This is a genomic window from Reichenbachiella sp. MALMAid0571 (assembly GCF_040151475.1).
GTDB lineage: Bacteria > Bacteroidota > Bacteroidia > Cytophagales > Cyclobacteriaceae > CAXBNB01.
On sequence record NZ_JBDKWG010000082.1, the window covers coordinates 23,174 to 40,883 of the forward strand.

The window sequence follows — 17,710 nt, forward strand, 5'->3', positions numbered from 1 at the left end:
TCATAAAACTAAAATCACTCCACTCCTATCTTTACATTTTTACTTTCTGTCAGATTTTCTTTGTTGCCCAATGAAATCATATTGGTAAACAACCTGTACGCCCCGGGCACTCCTGCCGGTAGTTCCCTAAACCATGAATAACCAGAATAGATATAGTATCCTTTTCCATATTGGGCAACTAACAGACCTCCACTTTTTGCATCTTCATTAGGATCATTAGAAGAAAGCAGGGCTTCATATTTTTCATCCCATTCATTGGGGAAATAAAGTCCCCGCTCCTGCACCCATCCTTCAAAATCCTTTTTTGTAATCTTGTTTGGCACATTCATCAGAGGGTGTTTGTCATTCAGAATTCGGACTTCAGCTTCTTCGACTGTGACCCTGTCTCTGGACAACTGAAACGGATACGGCCCCAATTCTTTGGTATTCAACCTATGATTCGTATTGTATTGTACAATCATTGTTCCTCCATTTTCGACATATTTCATCAGTTTGTCCTGATGAAATTTCATTCTTTCTCTGGTATTATAAGCTCTAATCCCAACAATGACAGCATCTAAATCTTTGAGGTTTTGGGCGGTAATGTCTTCATCACTCATCTCCCATACGTTGTAACCTATTTGCCGGAGACTGGCAGGTATCTCATCGCCAGCTCCCATAATATAACCAACATTTTGACCTCTCCTTTTAAAGTCAATTTTTACTACTTTGGAAGAGGATTTTGGAAACAAAGTTTGTAGTGGAATATGGTCATAGTCTATCCTCACTAAACTTTTATTATACTCTTTACCTTCAATATTAGCAATTGCCACTACTTCACCCTCACTTTGTCCTTTTGGAGGTGTGACTTTAAATTGAAAGGTTTGTTCTTCTCCTTTTTGCTTCAGATCAAAATTAGTATTAACAGGTGAAGACTTCCATCCTTTTGGAAGTTGGATCATCAAACTTCCTGAAATATTGGCTTTTCCTGCCTTCACTATTATATTAACTTCTTTACTCACGTCAGAACCAAATACATATACTTTTTCAGCAATATTGGTAAATACAGGTGGAGTAAACTCCAACGGTTGGTACACTTCACCATCAACAGGATCATTTTTCTTGAAAATCACTGGCAGATTATAATCAAGATATACTCCTTCAACTTCTACAGTAAATATTGCATGCAAAACCGCTTCATTTTCCGGAGTTCCAATCAAACTCTCATCCGCTACTGAATACATTCCTAATGTACCCTCCTTTTTCAACCAGTAAGGCTGGGAATATTCCAGATCTTGAGGTAAAACGTAGTGCTTATCTGAATGAAAAGGACTGTTGTTTTGAAGTTTTTGATTTAAAGAAAATGTCTCCAGTTTATCTATTGCAATCGAAGACAACATCACTCCTACTTTGGACCTATTAATAGCCTCAACGCTGAGTTTTATAGAATCACCTGGTGTAAATGCACTATCATTTGCCTTGATCTCCAGATACAACCCGAGACATGCTTTAATGATAGTTTTGACTTCATCTTTCTTTATTTTTTTCCAATGTTCATCTTCCAATTGATCCAAAGCCTTGTAAGCTTTAATAAGGTCATCAACCATCAATTCTGGATTAGTTGCATCGAAACTCATTAATGCATTCTCAACATGCGCCGCAACTTTATCCCCTCCCTCTACTCTATTCCAAGAAGTATCAATACCACCAAACATACCTGTAGAAGGATCACCAATAATTGGTATAAAATACTCCACTTGAGAACCTCTGGTTCCTGTTGAGCCAAAGCCCTGGCTCTTATGCATACTCCTGCTCAATGAAGCTATTTCGGGGTAGGATTTACCCAAAAGTGGATTGTAAAGGCCCAAATCTTCCGTTACATATTGTGAAGTATCCTCTTTGTCCAACCCTCCAAAGAAATAAGGATGGGTATTGAAAAATAGTTTTTTTGGGCTCCAAACACCAAATTCCTTTGCCAAATCGGGATATTTGCTTGCATCTCCGGATGCCTCAAATGCTTCTCCAGCTAAAATAGCTGATGCAGTATGATGCCCATGCCCTCCTCTTCCATCAACCGGAAAACGGGTAATAACCACGTCTGGTTTGAATTTTCTAAATGTCCGAACAAAATCAGACAACACTTGATCTTTATCCCAAATGTTAAAGGTTTCGTCGGGATTTTTAGAATATCCAAAATCATTGGCACGAGAAAAAAATTGTTGCCCTCCATCTGTTCTTCTGGCTGCAAGTAATTCCTGAGTACGGATCAATCCTAGCAATTCTCTTATTTCAGGCCCAATCAAATTTTGTCCTCCATCGCCACGTGTCGCAGACAGATAGGCTGTATTATACAATTTTTCGTTTGCCAAATAAGCTATCAACTTGGTATTTTCATCATCGGGATGAGCGGCCACATATAGCACAGTACCCAGTACATTGAGCTTTTGAAGCATCAACTGTATTTCTGCTGCATTGTGTTTTTTTGGTGCTTGTGCAATAGAACTGCTTTGAACAAAGCATATTGTTAATAGTAAAGAAACAGTACGAATTAGTTTCAACATAAAGTTTTATTTATCCGACAATAATAAATGGATAATAAGGAAGTAAAAAATATTATCGGTTAAACGGTAAAACACAATCTTGGTTTGTTGAAATAATTTCACAAAAAAAGCCGTCGGATAGACCGACGGCTTGCTATTTTGAATTTTGGCCTATTATTTATCCTCTTCTCCTAATCTGATGTCCTCTCCTTCTCTTTACCGCATCAACTTCTATTTCTTCTACTACATCTCCTTGAGTCACTGTTGCGATATTATCACATGACCCATCTCCAAAATCGACCACTTTATCAAGTTCTCCCTCCACACTAATCGTTGCAATTCCTGAAACCGGAGCAAAAAATCCTTCTTCTTTACATGAATGCTTAAATGTAATTGGAGTGGCTTCTTCTACAACTTTAGAGTAGGTCAATCCATCCATATTGATACCTGATGCAGAACCAAATTTGGTTTTGATTTTATCATCTTCTGTTTCTTCTGAGGTAGTAGTATGAGAAGCTTCTCTGGTCGCAATGCTTCCATCTTCAAATGTCATTTTTCCTCCTGTTAATGTTACGGTATATATTCTAGGATTGGCATCATGCCCGGATACATCCACAGATGTACGTGTACCTTCTATAGCTACTCCACTTACTACATAATCTTCAAAAGTGACTGTTTTAGTAAATCCTGCTTCACCTCTTTCTCCCGACCATGTAATGATGATTTTACCAGATCTTACTCTATCATTTCTTCCTTCACACCCATCACCAAAATCAATGGTAATCATCTGAGCTTCTTCATCTTTAGTAATATCGGCACAACCGAAAAACTTACCTTGACCATCTCTCCCAGAACTTAAAAAATCATACCCAAGAGCTTCTTCTGCTGCATCTTCCACATCGTCATAAGCCGCCTCTGAAGTAACTACAAAATCTACATCATCTGCATAAATCGACGATGCATCCTCCAATTGATTGTCTTCTGTACATCCAATCATAAATGTTGCTGTAAACGCAATTAGAATTCCAAATATCCTTTTCATTTTAGTATTTGTTTTTGTTAAAAATTAAACCTGTTTAAAAGATTATTTGGGGGTTAGATGAGACTATAGTAGAAAGGTTTAATTGAACATTGAAAAAATTATATTTATTTCCAACATTGAGGTAGTGGTCAAAAAGGAAAGTTTAGACTACTTTTTCTGGACAATTATTCTGTGAATAGAATAGTTTGATTTAAAAGAGCTTTTCAAAAAATACACTCCGTTATTTATTGGTGTCAAATCAAGTACTGCTTCAGTCCGATTATTTTTGGAAAGGAATTCTGCTGCCAATTTTCCAGTAGTATCGAACAAATAGAGATTCTTAAATGGTTCTGACCCTTCCAGTTTCAAAAGGTTATTAACCGGATTTGGGTAAAATTTTATTTGAGACAATGCATTCATATCAATACCTGTAATGGGCACATCTACGATTTTATAAGTAGTAGCAGTAGTATCTACACATCCCCTACCATCTATAGCTATCAATTGTATATTGTAATCTCCAGCCTCTTCAAAATTCAATCTTGGAGAATTGACTGACTCAGCAAAGACATCATTGATATACCATTTTGTTGAAACCACATCTTGTTCAGACAGATAAGAAAAAGAGGCTGTGCTATTTTGGCTTAGCACCAAAATTTCGGGATCAGCGACTATTTCAGTCTCAAACAAATATGTATCTATTACCACAGTCTTCGGAGCACTTTCGAGAAATCCATCAACTCTGGTCACATAGTAAGTAGAATTAGAGGAAACTTTACCCAGATTCATTGACCTTCCTTTATAGATTGGTGAACTCAAATCAGCATTGTCATAAAAATAAAAAACACTGCCAACCGTAGGTTTCAGAACCACTTCATCAAAAGGACAAATAGTAATATCGTCTAGCTCTGGAATAGGTGATACCTCTATGGTTACGGCCTTTGTAAAGAAGTCCATACACCCCATTTCATTGGTCGTGATCAATTTCACTTCCAGAAAGGTTTGATCGGTAAACGTAAAATTAACCTGCTCTTCTGTTCCAACTTGCTCTCCATCCACATACCATTCAAAACTTTGAGCACCAAGGCTGTTGTCTGAAAAATTAATTTGATTTTTTGTGTTCAAATCCAATGTATCTGCCACAGCTACAAAATCAACATTCAAATGATTGACATTTACCTGAACTGCTACCGGATGGCTTTCAAATACTTCTTCCGTAGAAGTAACATAGAACACAGTGTCATTCAAAATAACATCCGAAGTAAACTGAGCACCTGAAAATATCGGGTTTTCATCACTCAGATTTTTATACACATTTAACTTTGATGAGTTAGTAGCTGACAATACAACTACTTCACCTTTGCATATTGTCTGATCCTCAATGACAGGTTCAACACTCCTTTCAGCAACAGTTATTTTATTGGTAACACTTCCACTGCATCCCATTTCGTTGGTTACGTCTAAACTCACATCATAAACGCCCGACTCATTATATATCATTTTAGGATTTTGAACAGTAGAAAATGAGCCATTCCCGAAAGACCATTGCCATGATATGGCATTTTCAGATTGATCCGTAAATGACGCCTGGTTTATCTGAGCATCACCCAGATAAAGTGTATCAGGGCTAATACTAAAATTCCTTTTTAAATTCTCAACTTCAATAGCTACTCTGTAAATATCAGACGGATAATCCAAACCAATATTTCTTACATACAGCAATGAATCTTTGGTCAACTCTGAGAAATCAAACCCATTTCCTGTTAAGAGAAGATTGGTCATATCATAAGTATCATATATTTCAAATTCATCGCCATTATCGAGTGTAAGATTAAAAGGCTGATTAGCACAAAACTGATGAGATTCAGCAATAGGTGGAGTTTCTAAAAAATCATTGTATTTATTGATAGCCTTTACGATACTATTTTTTAAGGATTCTAAATCATCCCCTCCCGCTATCACAAAAGCCACCTTTTGACTTCCATAAGCATCGAGACTACCGATTTGTGCTGTGAGTAACTGAGCTACATCATTTCCCTGACCCAATTCACCCGCTATCTGTTTTTCCGTCGTTAGAAATGCATATTTCTCTGCATCTGAAAATGTATCTGACAAGTCAGCACTATTGCCATTTTCATTCAGTAAATCTATAGAATACACATGGGCATTTTGACTGGAAATAAGTGCTATACCCATAAATTGAGTCGAAACCTCATTATGAGTATATGCCAGTTTGTGTTCCAAATCCCAGTTAGATTTATTTTTAAGCTTATTTTCCAAATCCCAATCAGCAAAAAAACCAACCTTTAAATTCTCTTTAACTTTTGCAGTATTGTTTGTAACTCTATATTCAATAATGGCAAACTCACTATTCCCATCGTCATCCCAAAGCAAAACTTCTTGCTCCACTACTACACCCAAAGAAGTCGTTCCTGCATTAGAATCACTGAACGAACTCTTACCATAAATATCTGCTACAGATTGGTTATAAAGTTTGATTTTATTTAAAGCTTCAAAATCCTGTTCGTAAGAGAATTGAGCAAAATCATTCAATAAATTATCTGAAATGGAATCTTCATGACTTCCAATTAATACACCTAAATGTTCAGAAACAAGGTTCTCGTTAAAATAGAGGCCATAATTGTTTTGTTGATCATTATTAGAACGCCCGATATTTCCATTTCGATCTATATTAAATGAAATAGCCGGATTATTTATCCCGAGGTTAGCAGGGCTTATCGGAAACTCAAAATATTCAAAGTCTTCATATTCACCATCCAAAAAGTCAATTCGAACTATAATTCTTTCTTCATGCTGTGCTTCCTCAGTTATCATAATAGCTATTTCAAATACTTCACTTGATTCCATTTCACCAAGTGCTCCAATTGTTAATACAGGATCGGGAATAATGACATTTGGATTCTCTGAAGAAAGAGTAGCAGTAGCATTAATAGTTGGATTGAGGTAATTATGAAAATTCAATGATACTGTAACTGTATCATTGAAAAATGCATATTCCCCAAATGAATTTGAATATGAGAAATCTTTAATCCGAATAGAATGAGAAGTCCCTTCGGAAACTGCTCTAAGCACATTCAGTCGTCCTTTTCCAAGCTGACCCAAGTAATTTTGATTCGCTTCAACATCGTATATATCATCCGCAGTAACTCTAATCTGTTCCATTATCTGAAGTGCATTCCAATGAGGAAACACGCTTTTCACCAATGCAGCAGCTCCTGCTACCTGAGGAGAAGAAAAAGAAGAACCACTTTCACTGGCATATGAATCACCGTTTTTAGTGGAGTATATGCCAAACCCTGGTGCTGTTAAATCTACCTTATAACTATAGGTAGCACCGGGAGACTTATTATCTTCCATATCGGTATTTGCCACTGAAAGCACATAATCATATGAAGCCGGATAAAATTGAAGTTCCTCGTTAGTATTACCAGCGGCTGACACTACAACCATATCTTTTTCCAAAACTGCATAATTGATCACATCCTGAGCAAACGAAGAATACGTCCCTTCCGAACCCCATGACAGGTTGATCACATCATACCCCTGATCTGCAGCATATATTATAGATCCGTAGGTATCAAATGAATTGCCACCAGAAGAGCTAAAAACTTTAAGTGGGACAAATTTCGAATTGTAGCCAATACCAGCCATACCTATACTATTATCAGTTACTGCACTACTCAACCCTGCTACAAAAGTCCCGTGTCCGTTTTGATCTGCCGTAGGATCATTGTCCAAATCGGCAAAATCCCACCCCTGATAATCATCTACGAAACCATTTCCATCATCGTCTAAACCATTTACAGGATCAGCTTCATTCAAATGTAAATTGTCAGCCAAATCCACGTGATCCAATTGTACTCCTGTGTCACTCACACCGACAATAATGGATTCACTACCTCTGGTAATATCCCATGCCTCTTTCGCCTTTATCAAATTTAAATTAGTCTGCAAACCAATATTAGTGTCATTGGGAGTAAATAACAGTTGCTCTTTATAAAACGGTTCAACATACACAACATTAGAATATTTGCGTAGGTTATTAATGATTTCCTCAATATTTTGTTCTGTGCCTGTTTCAATGATATATATGTTGTCCAAGACAGAGTTACCAGTGGATAACGGAGCTGTTTTAAGGTTCGTATTTCTGTTAAATTTTAGACTTTCTATGCTTTTTATTCCTGAGATGGATTCTACATTATCAGGGTCTATAGTGTTGGAAATTTGCTTACCCTGACTAAGAATATTTACCTTCCGCTTTAATTTCATTACTACCTTTCCTGATACAATAAGTTCTTTATTATTAAGAGTAGAACTAACATTTTTCAATGTTTGCGCTCTTGTTGATAAGCTGAAAATCAGAATAAAAAGAAATAAAACGATATAGATAGTTTTTATTCGCATGCTTAGTAAAATGAAATAAAAACTAAAAATAAACAAATTGGGTTTTAAGAAGGGAACAAACCTTCATATTAACAGTATTAATCTATTATATCAGAAAAGTTGCAAAAGCCATTCCCACATATTCAATAACTATTCAGAATTAAACTGCCATTTTGTCTTAATTATCTATCTTTGCAATCTTTAAAAAAAATGAACCATTGAAGGAAGTAATTAATGATATTGAAATCCTTTCAGAGGATGCAAATGCTTGCGAAACAATAAAAATTTCTCAAGACACTGATAGCAGTAGCGGGAAGAAATTATACATCGAAAGCTATGGCTGTCAGATGAATTTTTCAGATAGTGAGATTGTTTCATCCATCATGAATAAAGAAGGAGTCGGTACTACATCAAAAATTGAAGATGCAGACATTGTATTTCTCAACACATGTTCTATTAGGGAAAAAGCAGAAATAACAGTTCGCAGGAGGCTTAATCAAATAAATGCTTTAAAGAAGCACAAGCCAGAATTAATGGTGGGCGTATTGGGCTGTATGGCAGAAAGGTTGAAATCAAAGCTGTTAGACGAAGAAAAAATTGTTGACCTGGTAGCCGGACCAGACGCTTACAGAGACTTACCCGGATTGGTAAAAGAAGTAGAATCAGGCCAAAAAGCGGTAAACACTTTTTTATCAAGAGAAGAAACTTATGCCGATATAAGCCCTGTCAGATTAAACTCTAATGGAGTAACCGCAATGATATCCATCATGAGAGGATGCGACAATATGTGCTCCTTTTGTGTTGTGCCCTTTACCAGAGGAAGAGAAAGAAGCCGAGACCCTCATTCCATTGTAGCAGAAGCTCAGGATTTATTTGACAAAGGATACAAAGAAGTAACCCTGCTGGGACAAAATGTTGACTCATATAAGTGGTCGCCCCAGGAAAACAATAAAGCAAAGCTGGAAAAATCTGAAGTAGAGGAAATAGTCAATTTTGCAGACTTGTTAGAAATGGTTGCTCTGGTAAGCCCATATCTTCGCATTAGATTTTCTACTTCCCATCCAAAAGATATCACCGACGATGTATTGTACACTATGAAAAAGTACAACAACATCTGTAAAAATATTCACTTACCTGCTCAAAGTGGGAATTCCAGAGTTTTGGATCTAATGAATAGAACATACGACAGAGAATGGTACATTAAAAAAGTTGATGCCATTAGAAACATTTTGGGAGAAGAATGTGGTATTTCATCAGATATGATCACTGGTTTTTGCACTGAAACCGAAGAAGAACACCGTGAAACTCTTAGTTTAATGGACTATGTGAAATACGATTTTTCCTATATGTTTTATTATTCTGAAAGACCAGGCACTTTAGCTGAAAAAAAGCTGAAAGATGACATTCCTCTTGAAATCAAAAAAAGAAGGTTAGGTGAAATAATAGACAAACAACAGCAGATTTCTTTAGAAAGAAACAAGCTTGATATTGGAAAAATACACCAAGTGCTGGTAGAAGGATTTTCGAAAAGATCTAAAGAACAAATGCAGGGAAGAAATAGTGCAAACAAAGTAATTATATTCCCGGCCAACGGAATCAAAAAAGGAGATTTTGTAAATGTAAAGGTAAATGAATGCACTACTGCTACCCTTTTTGGGGAAATAATAAAATAGAACCAGGTCAAATATGGATATACAAACCATAAAGCAACGGTACGGAATTGTAGGAAACTCTCACCTGCTTAATCATGCCATCCACGTAGCTACTCAGGTAGCTCCTACCGACATGAGTGTCTTGATAACTGGCGAAAGTGGCAGTGGAAAAGAATCTTTTTCTAAAATTATTCATGCCCTCAGTTCTAAAAAACATGGGCAGTTTATTGCAATCAATTGTGGTGCTATTCCTGAAGGCACGATTGACTCTGAACTTTTCGGTCATGAAAAAGGCTCATTTACTGGAGCCAATGAGGCCAGAAAAGGTTACTTTGAAGTAACCAACGGAGGAACTATTTTTCTTGATGAAATTGGAGAAATGCCATTGGGAACACAAGCAAGACTTCTAAGAGTTCTGGAAAATGGTGAGTTCATCCGGGTAGGTTCATCAAAAGTACAAAAAACTAATGTAAGAGTAATAGCTGCTACCAATGTCGATTTGATTGATGCTGTCAATGTTAAAAAATTCCGACAAGACCTTTATTATAGGCTAAGCACAGTCCCTATTTATGTACCCTCATTGAGAGAAAGAGGTGATGATGTAGAGCTTCTATTCAGAAAATTTGCTTATGACTTTTCTGAGAAATACCGAAGCGAGGCAATAAAACTCAACGAAGACGCAAAAAAAATATTAGTAGGCTATCATTTTCCAGGAAATATCCGCCAACTTAAAAACCTGGTAGAGCAAATCTCTGTTTTGGAAATGGAAAGGAACATTGATGCCGAAACATTAAGAAAATATTTACCCACTTCTTCAAGCAATCTGCCAGCACTTATCTCTTCTGAGTACAAGGAAAAAGGAGAAAACTTTTCTGAAAGGGATTTACTGTATAAAATTCTTTTCGATATGAAAAGTGATATGAATGACTTAAAAAAACTCGTACTGCAAATACTAAAAGACGAAAGTTCAGGTTCTGAGATATTGAAGCAAAACGAAGAATTGTTCAACAATATTCAGCAAACAAATGAAACTTTCAACAACCATACTCCTGCAAGAGTAAAAGAAGAAGCTTTAGTTATTAAAACCAATAAAGATTTGTCTCCTTATGAATTGGAACGAATAGAAGACATCTCTCACGAAACAGAAATGGATGATTCATTGTCTATAGAGAAAAAAGAAAAAGAGTTGATAATAAAAGCACTAAGAAAAAATAGAAACAAGAGAAAATATGCAGCATTGGATCTTGGCATTTCCGAACGAACATTGTACCGCAAAATCAAACAGTATGAATTGGAAGATTAAAAATATTTTATTTATTCTGGTTTCATTTTGTCTCGCATTCTCATCCTGCGGTATATATTCTTTCACAGGTGCATCTATATCGTCTGACATAAAAACAATGTCTATCCAGACCTTTTATAATAATGCACCTTTGGGTCCCTCTAACATGAGTGCCGTATTCACTGAAAAAATTAAAGATTATTATCAACAAAATACCAGTTTAACCCTTGTAGATGAAGAAGGTGATCTCCAGCTCGAAGGGTCTATCACCAATTATACCTTAACGCCAGTAGCACCGTCCGCTTCACAATCTACCAACCAGGTTGATTATACGAGTCTGACCAGAATTACTATCACCGTATCTGCTGCCTATGTCAATATTCAAGACGATCAGTATGATTTCGACCGGAATTTTTCATTTTTTGTAGATTTCGATCAAAATACCACAGATTTATCTTCAAACGAGGATGACTTTGTAGATACGATATTTGATCAAATAGTTCTTGATATATTTAATAGTTCTGTGGCTAATTGGTAATTTTTATTAACTTTAGCTTTTTAGAAAACCAAAACTACCACCGTGAATAAACAAAAGTTTGTTGATTTACTACGACAACCTGAAACTATATCTACTTCCTCTCTTGACGAATTGGAACAACTGGTGGTTGACAATCCGTATTTCCACTGTGGACACATTGTTATTGCAAGAGCAAGCAGGCATTTAAAAAGCGAACAAACAGGCAAAAAAATCAATACTGCTGCCATATATGCGACTAGTAGGAAAGCTTTTAAAAACTATATTCAGGGAGATGTTATTTTCGAAAAATCATCCAGGGTAGTAGCTCCTCAACAAAAAGAGGAAGTAGTTCAAAAAACATCTTTTGTATTAACCGAAACAAAAAACACTTCTACTACTGCATCTCCACAAACTTTTGAAGCGAAAAATCATTTATCTCAACTAGAACATGACTCGTTGATCAATGAAGTGTATCAAAATATTGAGGAATGGAAAAAAAGCAGAAATCAATTTCTTGACTATGAATTATCTATTGAAGAGCCTAAATCTAAAAGTGAAGTTGACAAGCTTAAATCCCAAATAGCGGAAGAAATAATAGCGGAAGAGGAACAAGTAAGTAAAGCATTAAAAGGAATTGAAAAAAAGGAAGTTGACAAAAAAAAGGACTCTCCTACCAATAGCAGTGAAACCGACAAGCTCATAAATGAAGACCTGGCAAATTCGGAAGAAAGTCAAAATAAAGAGGAATTGGCCGATGAACCCAATGATGACAGTCTGAGTTTAAGCAAGCAAAAAGAAAATCTTAAACTATCTCCAGCCAATAAAGGTGGTAAAAAATTCAGATTAAATATACTGCGACCTGCTCCAAAATCAAAAGCAGAGCCCACCAAAAAAGCCGCACCAGCTAGAAAAAACACGAATAAAGCAACATCTGGAAAATCTAGCAAAACCACTAAAGAACCTACTGCCAAAAAATCTCAAACAAAGGGCAAATCAACAACAGGTAAAACAAAAAAAACTGATTTAGAAGACGGCAAAAAAAAAAAGCCTAAAGAAACTTTAACACAAACCTCGCCTCGCAAGAAGGTAGTAATAGAAGAACAAATAGAACTAATTGATAAGTTCATTTCTGCCAATCCTTCAATTGATGCAAAAAAAAATAAAGGAGACAATGAACCTAACATTGATTTGTCAGAAAAAAACAAAGATTTTCCTTCTGACATTGTTACCGAAAACATGGCTAAAATATTCGAATCTCAGGGAAAGATGGAAAACGCCATTTCTATTTATGAACAATTAATTTTGAAAAATCCTGAAAAAAAGTCTTACTTTGCGACTCGAATTAAAAATTTAAAAAACAAGTAAATGTTAATAGCAATAATAAGTATAATAATGCTGGTATCTGTTGTGCTGGTATTAGTGGTGTTGGCTCAAAATTCTAAAGGTGGTGGACTAACCAGTCAATTTGGTGGATCTGGTACTTCTCAACTAATGGGAGTTAAAAAGACAGGAGATTTACTGGAAAGAATTACCTGGGGATTAGCTATTGCACTTATGATATTAACTTTATCTACAAAATTCGTGGTGAATACTGGAGAAACAAATGAGTTTTCTAGTCCGAATATAGAGAGTGCTCAAGATAAAAATGTAGCCCCTGCTATAGAGATACCTACTGATCAACCTATTAACTCAAGCGATACTGACTCTGTCAACTAGGCATTACCAATAAAAAAACGAATAAAAAAAGCTCCTAAAAGGAGCTTTTTTTATAATCATATAGTGACAATTCCTGCAATCTTGTCAGACTTACAGAGTTACTAATTTGATACACCCTTCCAACCTGAAAAATTGACCGAATTTGTCAGTAACATTAGCAGTGGCACAACTTATGTAAGAAGCAGACTCGATTAATAATCTTTTTAATTTAACAAATAATTAAATATCTAAAAAAATGTCAAAAGTGAATTTCAAACCAAACGAAGACAGAATTTTGGTGGAATCTGCTGCTGCTGAAGAAAAAACAGCATCAGGAATTATCATACCAGATACTGCTAAAGAAAAACCACAAGTAGGAACCATTGTAGCCGTAGGTGAAGGAACCACGGAAAAACCAGTGACTGTAAAAGTTGGTGACAAAGTATTGTATGGTAAGTACTCTGGCACTGAAATAACTATTGATGGTGCTGAATACCTGATTATGAGAAACTCAGATGTATTCGGAACAGTTTAATTAATTCAACAAAATCTAATCATTAAAATAACAAAAAATGGCTAAGGACATATTTTTCGATACCGATGCAAGGGATCGAATAAAAAAAGGAGTAGATGCATTGGCGAATGCCGTAAAAGTAACATTAGGACCTAAGGGAAGAAATGTTTTATTAGACAAGAAATTTGGAGCACCTAATGTAACCAAAGATGGTGTATCAGTTGCTAAAGAAATAGAATTAAGCGATCCTGTTGAAAACATGGGTGCTCAGTTGGTAAAAGAAGTGGCTTCAAAAACTGCAGACGATGCAGGAGATGGTACTACTACTGCAACTGTATTGACCCAAGCCATGTTCGGCGTGGGTATAAAAAACGTGGCTGCCGGAGCAAATCCAATGGATTTGAAAAGAGGTATTGACAAAGCGATAACTGCTGTAGTTGAAAACTTAAGAAAACAGTCCAAACCAATCAAAAACACCAGTGAAATTCAGCAAGTAGCATCAGTATCTGCTAACAATGACGTTGAAGTGGGTAAAATGATTGCTGAGGCAATGGACAAAGTTGGAAAAGACGGTGTTATCACTGTAGAGGAAGCAAAAGGAACCGAGACTGAAGTAAAAACAGTAGAAGGTATGCAATTCGACCGAGGATACTTGTCTCCATATTTCGTAACTGACACGGAAAAAATGGAAGCCAACCTTGAGAACCCTTACATATTGATTTATGACAAAAAAATATCAACAATGAAGGAATTGCTACCTATTTTGGAGGCAACAGCTCAAACCGGTAAGCCATTGTTGATTATTTCAGAAGATGTGGACGGAGAGGCTCTTGCTACACTGGTTGTGAATAAAATCAGAGGATCTCTGAAAGTATCTGCTGTGAAAGCTCCAGGATTTGGAGATAGAAGAAAAGCAATGTTGGAAGATATTGCAGTCCTAACAGGAGGAACTGTAATCTCTGAAGAAAGAGGGTACAAATTAGAAAATGCAACGCTTGAATCTCTTGGAACCGCAGAAAGAGTAATCATAGATAAAGACAACTCTACGATCGTAAATGGTGCAGGTAAGGCAGAAGACATCAAGGCAAGAGTAAATCAGATCAGACAACAAATAGAAAACACAACTTCTGATTACGACAAAGAAAAATTGCAAGAAAGACTTGCTAAATTATCTGGTGGTGTAGCCATCCTATACATAGGTGCCGCTACTGAAGTAGAGATGAAAGAGAAAAAAGACAGAGTGGATGATGCGCTTCATGCTACAAGAGCTGCCGTACAAGAAGGTATAGTACCTGGTGGTGGTGTTGCTCTAATCAGAGCACTAGATTCTCTGGAAGGTCTTAAGTTTGATAATGAAGATCAGAATACTGGTGTAAATATCGTGAGAATTGCATTAGAATCTCCTTTAAGGACTATCGTTGCAAATGCAGGTGGTGAGGGATCTGTGGTAATAAACAATGTAAGAGCTGGAAAAGGTGATTACGGTTTCAATGCTGCTACCAACACTTACGAATCTATGTTCAAAGCTGGTATCATTGATCCAACCAAAGTAACCAGATTGGCTCTTGAAAACGCTGCTTCTATTGCTGCATTGTTGCTTACTACTGAATGTGTAGTGGCTGATGCCCCTGAAAAAGATGCTCCATCTATGCCTCCAATGGGCGGTGGTGGAATGCCAGGAATGATGTAATATCATTAAATTGATATATTAAAAAGCCCTTCATTTAATTATGAAGGGCTTTTTTGTTCTTAAATATTAAGGCTTTTTTATAAATACGATTTTCTATCGTATATTTGTCGTATAAAACATACGATCATGAAAGTAACAGCATTAATAGACGACAACCTCATAGAGCAAGTTAAAAAGATGTCAGGAGGCAAAAACATCACAGAAAGTATTGTTATTGCTCTAAAATACTATTTGAATAATCAAAAAATCTACGATGTATTGGATGCAATAGATAAAGAACCATTGCAATTCAACGAAGATTTCACAGCCTACAACATTCGTAAAATCAATAGAGACTTATGATATTAGTGGACACTTCTGTGTGGATTTCCTTTCTAAAAAAAAGTGATCCGCACATCGTTGACATCATCAAGATATACATCAAAAAGCAAGAAATTTATACTGTTAGTGCTGTATTTGGTGAATTGCTCCAAGGAGTAAAAAATCAACGGGAAAGGGATATCATAAACATATTATGGGAAAGTCTTCCAAAAGTAGATGAACAATATCTTTTTATTAGGGCTGGCAACATCTCTAATAAATACAAGCTTTTTGCCAAAGGAGTTGGATTGATTGATTGTTATCTCCTGGCTGCATGTGCAGATAATGATCTGGCTCTTTGGACTTTGGATAAAAAACTTCAAAAATCATTTGACGAATTGGCTTTGTAATTTCAACCTAATATTCCTTTAATATCAGCAGGGCTATAATTGATGGATTTCAAAGTTTTGTTGTCTTCAGAACGATAAACAAGGTACAGACCACCCACTTCTTTGATGTAACTGTTGGTCTCCTTATTTTCTTTATAATGTTTCACAGTCGCTTCTGCTTCCTCTAATGTCTTGCAGGCTTTACTCATATTTGAGCGCTGTACTTCATCAAACAGGGTCTTAAACTTCTCTCCCATCCCGAACTCCAATATAGCACCTGACAACACATACTGGATGTCACAAAGTGCATCTGCTATCTCTACAAGATCCTGATCCGCTATTGCCTGTTCCAACTCCTTCAGTTCTTCTGAAATAAGCTCTACTCTGAGTTTGCACCGCTTTTCATCAGGAATGGTTGGCGATTCCAATATTGGGTGTTGAAAAGTTCTATGAAAATCTGCAACCTGATTTAAGGGATCAATTTTATCCATGTTTACTTTATTTTTTTTTCAAAACCAAAACTAAGTGTTCATTGATGATAATGAAATATTCACTACTCTTTTTCTTTTTTTATCGTCAAATAAAGAAAATATACAAAGCCTCCCATAACAGTTCCTAATATCAAAATCATACTTATAACCGAAGCTAAGCTCATACCGCTCTAACAATTTTTTTATACAACAAACGATTGAGTAAAAAGCCAACAAACAGTACCACTCCCCACTGTGTAAGCACTGTTGAATTGCTATACACGTCAAATAAGTTCCAATGCCCATTCTCACCAAACCAAGGGTATGTGCTATATCCTCTTGAAAGCCACCAATAAATCAGAATGATTCCTATCAATAAATTTGCAACAATACAGACAAAAAAATACTTTAATGAAACCCTGAAATCAGAATCTTTATCGATCAAATCAGTTTTAAATTTAACTATGCCATATTTAACAACTGCAAAAGCGATAAACAAGCCACTCAAAATCAATCCTATGCCCCAGACCCAATCCTGATTAGTGAAAAAATCTAAGCTATAAACAGACGGAAAACCAGCGATTACAAAAACTATGATTACCAATAAAATTGACTTCTTTCTGGAAAGTCCTGTCCTCACAACATGACTGATAAATAACTCAATCATAGGTAAAAGAGAGCTGAAAGCTGCTAAAAAAAGTGCTAAGAAAAATACTGAAGACAGGATATCCCCTCCATAAATATTGGCAAACAATCTTGGGATAATTGTAAATACCAACGCTTGGTTTCCACTTTGCAAATAACTAATAGCATCACCTTCTAAGGCTGACAGAGCAAACACAGCCGGCAAGATTGCCATCCCTGCTAAAAGTGATGCCGTATTGTTACCAAAAGCACCAACGAAAGTATTGAGAGTTACATCTTCATTTTTATTAGAATATGAAGACAAAGTAATCAACAACCCCCACCCTGCTCCTGTTGACCAGGCAGATTGAGAAACGGCTTCTATCCAAATATTGGGTTGAGTAAAAAGATTAGTATCAATGGAAAACATATATTCCAATCCCTTTACTCCATTTTCCATATTCAGTGCCACAGCACAAACAAGGATCAGTAAATAACTAAGCATTCGTGCAATAACTAAGCATTCGTGCGGCCGATAGGCCAAGCATGAATGTAGTGTTGAACGAACCGTAGTTGGTATTTGGCAGATAGTCTTATGGGTTTTTCGGTCTGTGGATTTGGTTGACCTGTAGA

At 36.2% G+C, this 17,710-nt stretch carries 14 protein-coding genes; 9 read left to right on the forward strand and 5 right to left on the reverse strand.

Annotated elements, in window-relative coordinates; translation table 11 throughout:
- Positions 1-14: 14 nt before the first annotated feature.
- The 3 genes from AAOP42_RS02145 to AAOP42_RS02155 form a co-directional block, all read right to left on the reverse strand.
- Positions 15-2,540 (reverse strand): PIG-L family deacetylase, encoded by a 2,526-nt coding sequence (locus AAOP42_RS02145; RefSeq protein ID WP_349526809.1) that lies wholly within the window; start codon positions 2,538-2,540, stop codon positions 15-17.
- A 157-nt stretch (positions 2,541-2,697) separates the two neighbouring features.
- The gene (locus AAOP42_RS02150; protein ID WP_349526810.1) at positions 2,698-3,561 is read right to left on the reverse strand and encodes a hypothetical protein; all 864 of its coding nucleotides are present in this window, start codon (positions 3,559-3,561) and stop codon (positions 2,698-2,700) included.
- Positions 3,562-3,708: 147 nt separating this feature from the next.
- Positions 3,709-7,965, reverse strand: a complete 4,257-nt coding sequence (locus AAOP42_RS02155; protein ID WP_349526811.1) for a S8 family serine peptidase — start codon at positions 7,963-7,965, stop codon at positions 3,709-3,711.
- A 197-nt stretch (positions 7,966-8,162) separates the two neighbouring features.
- Here AAOP42_RS02155 and miaB point away from each other — a divergent pair, with 197 nt between their 5' ends.
- The 9 genes from miaB (at position 8,163) to AAOP42_RS02200 (ending at position 16,004) form a co-directional block, all read left to right on the forward strand.
- Positions 8,163-9,617 (forward strand): tRNA (N6-isopentenyl adenosine(37)-C2)-methylthiotransferase MiaB, encoded by a 1,455-nt coding sequence (gene miaB, locus AAOP42_RS02160; RefSeq protein ID WP_349526812.1) that lies wholly within the window; start codon positions 8,163-8,165, stop codon positions 9,615-9,617.
- Between the two features lie 13 nt (positions 9,618-9,630).
- Positions 9,631-10,899, forward strand: a complete 1,269-nt coding sequence (locus AAOP42_RS02165; protein WP_349526813.1) for a sigma 54-interacting transcriptional regulator — start codon at positions 9,631-9,633, stop codon at positions 10,897-10,899.
- Complete coding sequence (locus AAOP42_RS02170) at positions 10,883-11,416, forward strand: LptE family protein (RefSeq protein ID WP_349526814.1); 534 nt, start codon at positions 10,883-10,885, stop codon at positions 11,414-11,416. The genes AAOP42_RS02165 and AAOP42_RS02170 overlap by 17 nt, the downstream gene beginning before the upstream one ends.
- 42 nt (positions 11,417-11,458) lie before the next feature.
- Positions 11,459-12,760 (forward strand): tetratricopeptide repeat protein, encoded by a 1,302-nt coding sequence (locus tag AAOP42_RS02175; RefSeq protein ID WP_349526815.1) that lies wholly within the window; start codon positions 11,459-11,461, stop codon positions 12,758-12,760.
- A 27-nt stretch (positions 12,761-12,787) separates the two neighbouring features.
- Complete coding sequence (secG, locus tag AAOP42_RS02180) at positions 12,788-13,111, forward strand: preprotein translocase subunit SecG (protein WP_502947639.1); 324 nt, start codon at positions 12,788-12,790, stop codon at positions 13,109-13,111.
- Positions 13,112-13,346: 235 nt separating this feature from the next.
- Complete coding sequence (locus AAOP42_RS02185) at positions 13,347-13,625, forward strand: co-chaperone GroES (protein ID WP_349526817.1); 279 nt, start codon at positions 13,347-13,349, stop codon at positions 13,623-13,625.
- A gap of 37 nt (positions 13,626-13,662) precedes the next feature.
- Complete coding sequence (gene groL / locus AAOP42_RS02190) at positions 13,663-15,294, forward strand: chaperonin GroEL (protein ID WP_349526818.1); 1,632 nt, start codon at positions 13,663-13,665, stop codon at positions 15,292-15,294.
- Between the two features lie 126 nt (positions 15,295-15,420).
- Positions 15,421-15,636, forward strand: a complete 216-nt coding sequence (locus AAOP42_RS02195; RefSeq protein WP_349526819.1) for a DUF2191 domain-containing protein — start codon at positions 15,421-15,423, stop codon at positions 15,634-15,636.
- Complete coding sequence (locus AAOP42_RS02200; RefSeq protein WP_349526820.1) at positions 15,633-16,004, forward strand: PIN domain-containing protein; 372 nt, start codon at positions 15,633-15,635, stop codon at positions 16,002-16,004. The genes AAOP42_RS02195 and AAOP42_RS02200 overlap by 4 nt, the downstream gene beginning before the upstream one ends.
- A 2-nt stretch (positions 16,005-16,006) precedes the next feature.
- Here the strand turns inward: AAOP42_RS02200 and AAOP42_RS02205 are convergent, their stop codons facing one another.
- Positions 16,007-16,474 (reverse strand): pyrophosphohydrolase domain-containing protein, encoded by a 468-nt coding sequence (locus tag AAOP42_RS02205; protein ID WP_349526821.1) that lies wholly within the window; start codon positions 16,472-16,474, stop codon positions 16,007-16,009.
- A gap of 160 nt (positions 16,475-16,634) precedes the next feature.
- On the reverse strand, positions 16,635-17,582 hold the full coding sequence (locus tag AAOP42_RS02210; RefSeq protein ID WP_349526822.1) for a sodium-dependent transporter: 948 nt from the start codon (positions 17,580-17,582) through the stop codon (positions 16,635-16,637).
- Positions 17,583-17,710: the final 128 nt, after the last annotated feature.

Excerpts from the sequence above, each read along its gene's own strand:
- AAOP42_RS02145 (WP_349526809.1), bottom strand. The coding sequence starts at position 2,540 with ATGTTGAAACTAATTCGTACTGTTTCTTTACTATTAACAATATGCTTT.
- AAOP42_RS02150 (WP_349526810.1), bottom strand. The coding sequence starts at position 3,561 with ATGAAAAGGATATTTGGAATTCTAATTGCGTTTACAGCAACATTTATG.
- AAOP42_RS02155 (WP_349526811.1), bottom strand. The coding sequence starts at position 7,965 with ATGCGAATAAAAACTATCTATATCGTTTTATTTCTTTTTATTCTGATT.
- AAOP42_RS02165 (WP_349526813.1), top strand. The coding sequence starts at position 9,631 with ATGGATATACAAACCATAAAGCAACGGTACGGAATTGTAGGAAACTCT.
- AAOP42_RS02170 (WP_349526814.1), top strand. The coding sequence starts at position 10,883 with ATGAATTGGAAGATTAAAAATATTTTATTTATTCTGGTTTCATTTTGT.
- secG (WP_502947639.1), top strand. The coding sequence starts at position 12,788 with ATGCTGGTATCTGTTGTGCTGGTATTAGTGGTGTTGGCTCAAAATTCT.
- AAOP42_RS02185 (WP_349526817.1), top strand. The coding sequence starts at position 13,347 with ATGTCAAAAGTGAATTTCAAACCAAACGAAGACAGAATTTTGGTGGAA.
- groL (WP_349526818.1), top strand. The coding sequence starts at position 13,663 with ATGGCTAAGGACATATTTTTCGATACCGATGCAAGGGATCGAATAAAA.
- AAOP42_RS02195 (WP_349526819.1), top strand. The coding sequence starts at position 15,421 with ATGAAAGTAACAGCATTAATAGACGACAACCTCATAGAGCAAGTTAAA.
- AAOP42_RS02200 (WP_349526820.1), top strand. The coding sequence starts at position 15,633 with ATGATATTAGTGGACACTTCTGTGTGGATTTCCTTTCTAAAAAAAAGT.
- AAOP42_RS02205 (WP_349526821.1), bottom strand. The coding sequence starts at position 16,474 with ATGGATAAAATTGATCCCTTAAATCAGGTTGCAGATTTTCATAGAACT.
- AAOP42_RS02210 (WP_349526822.1), bottom strand. The coding sequence starts at position 17,582 with ATGCTTAGTTATTTACTGATCCTTGTTTGTGCTGTGGCACTGAATATG.